This is a genomic window from Endozoicomonas sp. YOMI1, from assembly GCF_024606345.1.
Classification (GTDB): domain Bacteria; phylum Pseudomonadota; class Gammaproteobacteria; order Pseudomonadales; family Endozoicomonadaceae; genus Endozoicomonas.
Genome location: NZ_JAHHPM010000316.1, coordinates 1 through 8,090, shown reverse-complemented (window position 1 = coordinate 8,090; position 8,090 = coordinate 1). Strand labels below are relative to the sequence as shown.

Genomic DNA, 8,090 nt, shown 5'->3' with positions numbered 1-8,090 from the left:
CCCTGTTACCGCCGTGAAAGGGCGGTGTCCTAGGCCACTAGACGAAGGGGACGCAGACCTTCGTGCATTGCTGCAGCGGTTGCGTATACTAATCACCCCCTTTCAAAGAGTCAACACCTCCCCTCTTTTTTCATCAAAGCTTGCATCAATGGTTTTCTTGAAAAAAAGCCTTTTTAACGATTAGATGGGCTACTTTTAGCCTGGGGCAGAGGAACATGAGACTCAGGGACAGACTCTCTTATAAGCAAGTCAAATATACCGTCAGCGTCGCATTTATACTGAGACTGATTTTCAGCGTCTTTCAGGTAACTCACGATTACAAAACTCAGGATAAAAGTATTGATAGTGCCATGCAGAGCATGTTGTATCTGATGCTGACCAAACCACTCCTGAAACTGGCCCGTCACGTAAAACAGGTTCGAAGAGGCAGTGATCATAAAACACCGGCAATGCAGGAATGAATGGTCACATTGCCAGACCTTTCAATAAAAAAGCGCCAGGAGGCTGTGGGCAGGCAATTCCAACATGCAAAAACGTTCAAATCTGTAATTGATGGGAGTGAATTATTGATGAATGGTATAGAGCTTTTGCTGGAAAGGGTGTCGACACCCATCCTGAAGGAACCAGCACCCGGCGATCAGCAACTGGATGTCATGTTCCGGGCGGCCCTGAGAGCCCCTGACCATGGCCGCATTCGCCCCTGGCGATTTTTAAAAGTCAGTGGCGAAGCGCGGGAGGCACTGGGTGAGTTGATGGCGCAAGCGGTCCTGGAGGATCAGCCGGACCTTTCAGAAGAGGCGCTGGCTCGTTTCAGAGGGATGCCGCTCCGGGCACCTATGCTGGTACTGGCTATTTGTCCGGTTAAGCAGCATCCAAAGGTGCCGGAGATTGAACAGAAGATGTCACTGGCGGCGGCAGTTCAGTCTCTGCTGCTGGCTGCCCATGCCCAGGGGGTAGGGGCAATGTGGCGAACCGGGGAGCTTTGTTACCACCCACGACTGGCAAAAGGGCTGGGTCTTGCCGACAATGAGCAGCTGATGGGTTTTATCTACCTTGGTAAGCCTGCTGGCGCTAAAAAGAAAGTGCCCGTGTTAGATGTTAATGAATTTGTTTCTGAGTGGGTGAGTGCCTGACCGGGAAATAAAAAGGTAATGAATTTTAAATGAAGTCTGAAGGTGGAATTGGTATAAGACCTCAGTGCACTCTACCATGCAGCTTCTCAAGCTTTTTGGTGGAGTATCGTCTGTCTGGATACTGCCTTCTATCTGCTCTACCGGGAATTCACTGTTTTTTTGCAGGTATCTTTGCCAAAACATGATGCTGATATGGCTTCATCTTCCACCTCCATGACAAGCATAAACGGTGGCTGTAGGAGGTTACCGGACTGGTTAATTATATGAATATTGGATGAAAGTCTTATTTAATGCTGTTGATCCTTCAGCCAATCATGTTGTGGGGAATGATATAGTCCTCAAGATCATCTTCTGCAATATCATTTTCTGAATGTACCCACCCTTTCACCGAGATTCCGGCTTGATGGATAGATTCACAGGAGCCGGATACCAGTGGGTGCCAGTCCAACAGCGGTTTCTTTTCACTGATCAGCCGATAGGCGCAGGTTTCGGGCAGCCAGTGGAAAAGCTCAACATCTTTCAGCGTCAGTACCGTACATTCCGGCACGATGTCTTTACGGTTATGGTAGTCTTTGCATTGGCAGCTGCTGGTGTCCAGCAGTTTACAGGCTACTGACGTGTAATAAACTGCATCCGTATCTTCATCTTCCAGTTTGTGCAGGCAGCAGCGGCCACAGCGATCACAAAGGCTTTCCCACTCATCGGCGGTCATTTCTGCCAGGGTTTTGGTTTCCCAGAAAGGTTTTGCAGTCATGTCGGGTCGTTAAATGAAAGAAACTCATCCGGCAGTTTGATCAGATAATCATCCTGCTCTTTGGGGGGCATTTGCAGATAATAGCCATTATCGGAAATTCCCTGAAGTACACTGGCGGTCTCTACACGAGCCAGCTTTTTCTCCGGCGTCAGCAACAGATCGAAAACATGCACCGGTTGACCAAAGGCTTGTAATAATGCTTCTGGCAAGGTCTTTTCCAGTATGGCTCCCTTGTTCAGGTACAGGTACATCCCTTCCCTTTTGGGGCTTTTATAGATGGTAACCAGAGACTTCATTCAATGGCCTTTTTCCTGTTGATTTAATTGATTAAGTTGCTCGATCAGCGGGATGCCGATGATATCACGGCGCCAGCCCGTAAGGGTATCCGGGATTATAAAACGGCCATTATCGAGCCAGCTGCGCAGCAGTGGTGTGGTTAGTTTTCCCGGCATCAGCAGCTCCATAGGTAACTGCAGTTCAACGGCCAGTTGCGACATGAGTGTCTTGATCTGCTTACCCCAATCCCTGACATTTTTTGGCAGTGGGGGAGGCAGCTTTTCTGGTCTTTGTGCTTCCGGAAACTGACTGGCCGACCTGATAATATCCAGTATCTGCTCGCCATGGTTGCGTATAATGCTGGCACGCATTTCTTGTATTTCCCGCAGCGCCTTTATGGCTTTAGGCTGAAACCTCGCCAGCGGCCAGAGGCTGCCTTTGGGGATAACCCGGTTGCGAGGAACATCCAGACTGCGGGAGGCCACTTCCCGAAAGTGGCAAAGTGCTTTCAGTACCGCCAATTGCTGGGGCCGCAGTTGCCAGCCTCGTTTTACCTCTTTCCAGGCATTTTCCGGATCGAAAGGCAGCACATTCAACGTCATGGCCAGGCACTCATCCTCAAGCCAGGCCTTTTTCGGTGTTGGCGCCAGCAGCTGATCCAGGTGCTGATAAATCTCCATTAAATGGGCGACATCCAGGCTGGCATAGCGAACTTGTGCATCCGTCAATGGTCGCTGGCACCAGTTAGACCTTGTCTCATCCTTGGGTAAATCGATATTTAGTATCTGCTTGAGCAGGGCCTGATAACCAAGGGAGAATCCCAGATTAACAAACGCTGCGGCCAGTTGGGTATCAAACAGAGGCCCGGGAACGGTATCGGTTAACAGTTTGAACACTTCCAGGTCTTCACTGCAGGCATGAAGTACTTTAACCACCGAGCTGTCTTCCAACAATCTGGCCAGTGGTTGCCACTGATCAATTGCCAGTGGATCGATCAGAAAAACATCAATGCCTGTCCCCACCTGAATCAGTCCTGGCTGTGGGTAGAAAGTGTCGGTACGGATGAACTCAGTATCCAGAGCGATGGCATCAAGGCTCGACCACCGCTGGCAATAGTCTTCAAGTGACTGATTGTTGTTGATCCAGACTGGCTCTGGCGACAAAAGTTGCATATCGAAAGGTTCTAACGAAAAACTCCATTATAAACAGTCAATAGCAGCTCTTGATAGACCGGAGCGGTTTTTCTCAATCCTATTCCTTAATGGTGAGCGCGTAGCGCTTCAATGCGCTGGTCCAACGGCGGGTGACTGGTAAACAGGGCTGCCAGTCCACTGCGATCACCGCTGCGGATACCAAAGGCGGTCATGGTCGCTGGCATGGCACTGGGCGCTTCATATTCGGAACGCAGACGTTCCAGTGCGGCAATCATATCTCTGCGGCTTGCCAGTTCAGCACCGGCTTCGTCTGCCCTGAATTCGCGCTGACGGGAGAACCACATGACGATAGCACTGGCCAGAAAACCAAGAATAATCTCGGCGATAAAGCTGGTTATGTAGAAGCCAATACCAACACCACCTTCATCTTCATTATCACGACGCAGAAATGAGTCGACGGCATAACCAATAAGCCGGGCAAAGAACATGACAAAGGTGTTCACAACCCCCTGGATCAGGCTCAGGGTAACCATATCGCCGTTGGCAACGTGGCCGATTTCGTGACCGATAACCGCACGGGCTTCGTTCGGGCTGAAGCGATCCAGCAGCCCCTCGCTGACAGCAACCAGCGCGGCATTTTTGTTCCATCCGGTGGCAAAAGCATTGGCTTCCGGAGAGTGGAAAATACCCACTTCCGGCATGCCGATACCTGCCTTTTCAGAGAGTTCCCTGACCGTCTCAACCAGCCACTGTTCCCGGGCTGTTTGCGGTTGTTCAATAATCTGCGTTCCTGTACCCATTTTGGCCATGGTTTTGGAGAGCAACAGGGAGACAAAAGAGCCGGCAAAACCGAATACCGCACAGAATACCAGCAGGGAACCCATATTCAGCCCCTGGTGGCTCAGGTAACTGCCGACGCCGAGAATATTCAGTGTGATACTGGCAAGCAAAAGGACTGCCATGTTTGTGGCCAGAAACAACAGGATTCTCTTCATGAGTTAAGGTGACCTCATCGTCATCATTGTCATTAAGTAGCTATATAAAGGCGACTATTTATCCTTTCAAGAGCGTCTAAAAAATGCGCTTTATTTTTACATGGCACTGACAGAAATAGAGCCGGGTGCCTGACCCCATTCTGGTCACTATTCAGTGAAAAATTGCAGCGCAGCCTGTGCAATTACTTCACTGCCTTTATTGTTAAGTGCCTGTCGGCAATGCCAGGCCATTGTTGCCTGTTTACGGGCAATAGACGGCGGCAGGTCGTTCTTTTTATTATCCGGATTATCCGGGGTAGTGGTGGGCAGACTTAAGCGTAAAAAGCTTTTTTCCGTGAGTACCACCTGATCCAGCGCGTCTTGCCGGATAGTATCCTGATAGCGAATATAGCCTTCCGAGGCCAGCCAGAGCATAGCATCAAAACAGGCTTTGTGGCGCCGATTGGGGATGCCGTACTCATCGGTGCCAGCATTAACAATCAGATCGTCAACGTAAAGTGTTGTCAGCCGGGGGAAGCTGTTATAAAGCTGAACCAGCGTTTTCAGGCAGTCCTGATAAAATTCGTCAATGTGTATGTCGGCCATAGATCATCCATAAAAACGCCAGGAGGCTGACGTTTTCAGAGTGTCGATTTCCAAGCTGACCAAGTGCCTTACTGTTCTCGGTTATGTCTTGCATGAGTAATGGCTCCTGTTAATTTTATAATTGCTACACCATAACCCAAATAATTCTAGCTTAAACTTCCGTCTGTTGGGCGAAATTCAAGGCTCTTGACAATTGCCGGTCTCCACTAAACATTCCCGGCAAAAATATCGCCCCCCACAATCCCCTGTAATCAGGCGGCCGTCGGCAAAAGCGTTACCAACGTCCTTGGCTCCAGCGCTGCTGCTGGTTTTGCCTCATCAAGAGTTGGCGGGTATCCCGGCCCTCTTCGGAAACCGCTTTTTGATAGTCCGGCTGAAGCAGGGACTTAGCTTCGAAGAAAAATCGGGCGCTGTCTGAGTGTTGCTTCTGCCTGGGAAATATTTCTGCCAGAAAGCCATGGATATGCCCGGCGGTACTGCCCAAGGCGCAGCGCATAAAAAACTCCATCTCTTTTTTTGCCTCGGGATCGTTCAGAAACTGCAACCATTGGACGACGGTTTCGACCAATTCCTGGTCTGATGCTTGCTCAGGCAATGGGCTGCTTCTGCGCATGGCAAGGCAGACGGATTGCTTCAGGGATTGCCAGGATAAATCCAGCAACCCACCTTTTTCGTTGTCCGTCAGGTCGGCTGCCCCGTACTCGCCGTTAATATAGCGCATAATGGTCCAGGACAACTCCAGTGTCAGGCGATAAATGCCAATGGTTTGCTTTCGGGTCCCATCGGCAAGAATACTCTGGTAGCAGGATAACTCCTTGATGATGTCACCATCGGCCCGATGGGCACTCACCTCAGCGAGCAACTGACGAATTCCAGAGTTCCAGTTATCTTTTTTCATGGTTTCCGTTGCTGACAGCGTTTTCCCACAAGGCCCCACCACCTGGTATGAGTCATCCGGTGTCAGCGGTTCTGGCCGGTTACTGCCCTGCCAGCCCCTGATCTTGGCCATCAGGTTTTTGCACAGTTCCTTTACCCGGGTTTCCCGGCTCTGCGGCAGTGCTGGCATGGCAACGTCTGCCTCTGCCTTGAGAGCATCGGGCTCTTCGGGAGCATCTTCGACGGTTCGGACGCTTGCCGGTACCACCGGCTCAATAACAGTTGGCGTATGCTGCTGCAACAGTGCCGTCAATTCCGCTCGTAGTTGCTGAAGCAAGGTATGCTCGTGCCGCGTCCAGAAGGCCTGGGGATGAGTAATCAGATTGTCGGCCTGTTCTTTCATGGTCTTAAGCGTTTCAAAGCTTAACGGTGGGAGGTCTGTGGCAGGCTGCTGACTCTGCAGTTTTATGCGCAGGATTTCCAGTTGCAGGCGGACATCAGGCTTCTTCAATCCAGGCACCCGGCAATAGCTCTCTGATTGACAAATGGCTTCATAGGCACGGCGATGTTCACCCTGTTTGTTCAGGATAAATGCCTTGAGCCACAACACGGTGCAGTTAGGAGCTGTGACGTCGGGTACCGGCCCATGGTTGCCTGCCAACAGGCCATCAAGCATCGTTCGGGCCTGGGGATGATATTGCTCTAGCTGTTGTGAAAATTTCTCACGCCACGGCTCCGATAATGCTTCTGCCGGACAGTGGGCAAGGGCGTACAACTGGGCAAACCAGTTGTGGTCAACATTATCAACTACCAGTTTGTGAATAAACTCAATGTACAGGTCGCCCTCAGGAAAATAGGGTCTAAGTGCATTCAACTGACTCACAAACCTGTCTTTCTGGCGCAATTCCAATATGTACGTTTTGCCCCCACGTGCTTTTGAATCAATGATTATGTTCAGATTTTCCAACTGCGCGATGCATGCCTTAATGACATGACCTGCAAATATCTCTTTACCAGTAAACGACGTTTTCGGATCAAGGATACCATTCTCGTCAAGCTGTTTAAGGACGGCCAGTAAATGCATTGGGTTATCCTGGCCAGAAGTGGGTTTATGAAACACGTCCATGATTGTCTTTACTGAGGACAATACCTCTGAATCAAGTTCCTGGTAATGGTCGAGTACTTTTGATAATGACCTGGCAAACAACTCACACCATTTGGAAAACAGTTTCTGTCCGGATTGCTCGTTTTTTTTCATTGAGTTTGCTTTTGGATCAACATAAACCGAAAAGCATTCAAGAACTCTCTTCAGAATACGGGCAGATTCGGGTTTATCCGCTTGATCGATCTTCTCCGGTAAATTTTTGACAATATCATCAGCCATATTGTTGCTGACTGATTCGCCATCATCATCGCTATCACTGTCACTGGACACACTGTATAATTCTTTAGCTATCTGACGGGATAGGTCATCAGCAGTATTTCTTACTCTTTTAAAAAAATCTTCCCGGAATTCCTCATAGTCATTTGCAGCTTGAAACAGGCGTACAACTGTTGACTTCTTTTGACAAGTTGGAATTGCCTTGACGCACTTTGCGTGCAATTCATTACACTTGTTTAAACGCTTTATCAGTTGTTCCGTGTCAATATCGTCCAGAAACTCCGCTTGCTCCAATGAGGCGTCTGAATTATTCGTGTAAAAATTATATTGAACCAACAATTGGTTCAGTGCATTCATTTCAGAAGTCAAGTGTTTCAAAACAAACTGTTACTGTTGTTGGTTAGGTGCTGTAGAGCCAACTTTCCATCTGCCTAATTTCCCGGTTTTACGAGATGATGCCCCAGTTTTTCTGCCATCATTATTGGGAGAATTCACAGAAAATGCTGTGCTCGATGATGTAGAAAGCAAGTTATCCATAATGATCATCCCTTTTTAACTACTTTTATTTCTATTTCTTCCGTGGCAAGTTCCATTGTTAAGTAGGACACCAAGTTATTTATTAATCAGACAAAAATAAAGAATAAAAGTTCACTCCCATCATTCTTTTCCTGATCCCGGATATTAGCCCTGACAACTTCTTCATTTCTGCAGATGCTGCCCACCACCCGAAAAGCCGGAATCGCCTGTGCTTTTGCGGGCAGCTGGCAGCGATCTTTTCCCAGATTGAGTAAAATGATGAAGTTCTTCTCGGACAGCCTCCTAGGAGGCTAAGGAACCGCTCAAGTTTGGTCATTACGGTTTCCAGGTCTTCTGCCCTGGGTAGCGAAATGATTCGCAGGTGGTCAGGCTCAGGCCAGTTGAAGGCAGTGCCCTGGA

At 49.1% G+C, this 8,090-nt stretch carries 8 protein-coding genes; 2 read left to right on the top strand and 6 right to left on the bottom strand.

The window, feature by feature from the left end:
* The first annotated feature begins 215 nt into the window (after positions 1-215).
* Both KDK15_RS11335 and KDK15_RS11330 read left to right on the top strand, forming a co-directional pair.
* On the top strand, positions 216-461 hold the full coding sequence (locus tag KDK15_RS11335) for a hypothetical protein (protein ID WP_257295466.1): 246 nt from the start codon (positions 216-218) through the stop codon (positions 459-461).
* Positions 462-569: 108 nt separating this feature from the next.
* A complete protein-coding gene (locus KDK15_RS11330) occupies positions 570-1,133 on the top strand; it encodes a nitroreductase (protein WP_257295465.1) in 564 nt (187 codons plus the stop codon).
* Between the two features lie 304 nt (positions 1,134-1,437).
* On the opposite strand, the gene KDK15_RS11325 is transcribed toward KDK15_RS11330, so the two are convergent.
* From KDK15_RS11325 to KDK15_RS11300, 6 genes are all read right to left on the bottom strand, one after another.
* Positions 1,438-1,887 (bottom strand): YcgN family cysteine cluster protein, encoded by a 450-nt coding sequence (locus KDK15_RS11325; RefSeq protein WP_257295464.1) that lies wholly within the window; start codon positions 1,885-1,887, stop codon positions 1,438-1,440.
* A complete protein-coding gene (locus KDK15_RS11320) occupies positions 1,884-2,183 on the bottom strand; it encodes a YcgL domain-containing protein (protein ID WP_257295463.1) in 300 nt (99 codons plus the stop codon). Before KDK15_RS11320 ends, KDK15_RS11325 begins: the two co-directional genes overlap by 4 nt.
* The gene (gene rnd, locus KDK15_RS11315; RefSeq protein ID WP_257295462.1) at positions 2,184-3,335 is read right to left on the bottom strand and encodes a ribonuclease D; all 1,152 of its coding nucleotides are present in this window, start codon (positions 3,333-3,335) and stop codon (positions 2,184-2,186) included.
* Between the two features lie 86 nt (positions 3,336-3,421).
* The gene (gene htpX / locus KDK15_RS11310) at positions 3,422-4,312 is read right to left on the bottom strand and encodes a protease HtpX (RefSeq protein ID WP_257295461.1); all 891 of its coding nucleotides are present in this window, start codon (positions 4,310-4,312) and stop codon (positions 3,422-3,424) included.
* Between the two features lie 147 nt (positions 4,313-4,459).
* The gene (locus KDK15_RS11305) at positions 4,460-4,897 is read right to left on the bottom strand and encodes a hypothetical protein (RefSeq protein ID WP_257295460.1); all 438 of its coding nucleotides are present in this window, start codon (positions 4,895-4,897) and stop codon (positions 4,460-4,462) included.
* 274 nt (positions 4,898-5,171) lie between these two features.
* Positions 5,172-7,511: a hypothetical protein gene (locus KDK15_RS11300; protein WP_257295459.1), complete on the bottom strand. Its 2,340-nt coding sequence runs from the start codon at positions 7,509-7,511 to the stop codon at positions 5,172-5,174.
* Positions 7,512-8,090 lie beyond the last annotated feature (579 nt).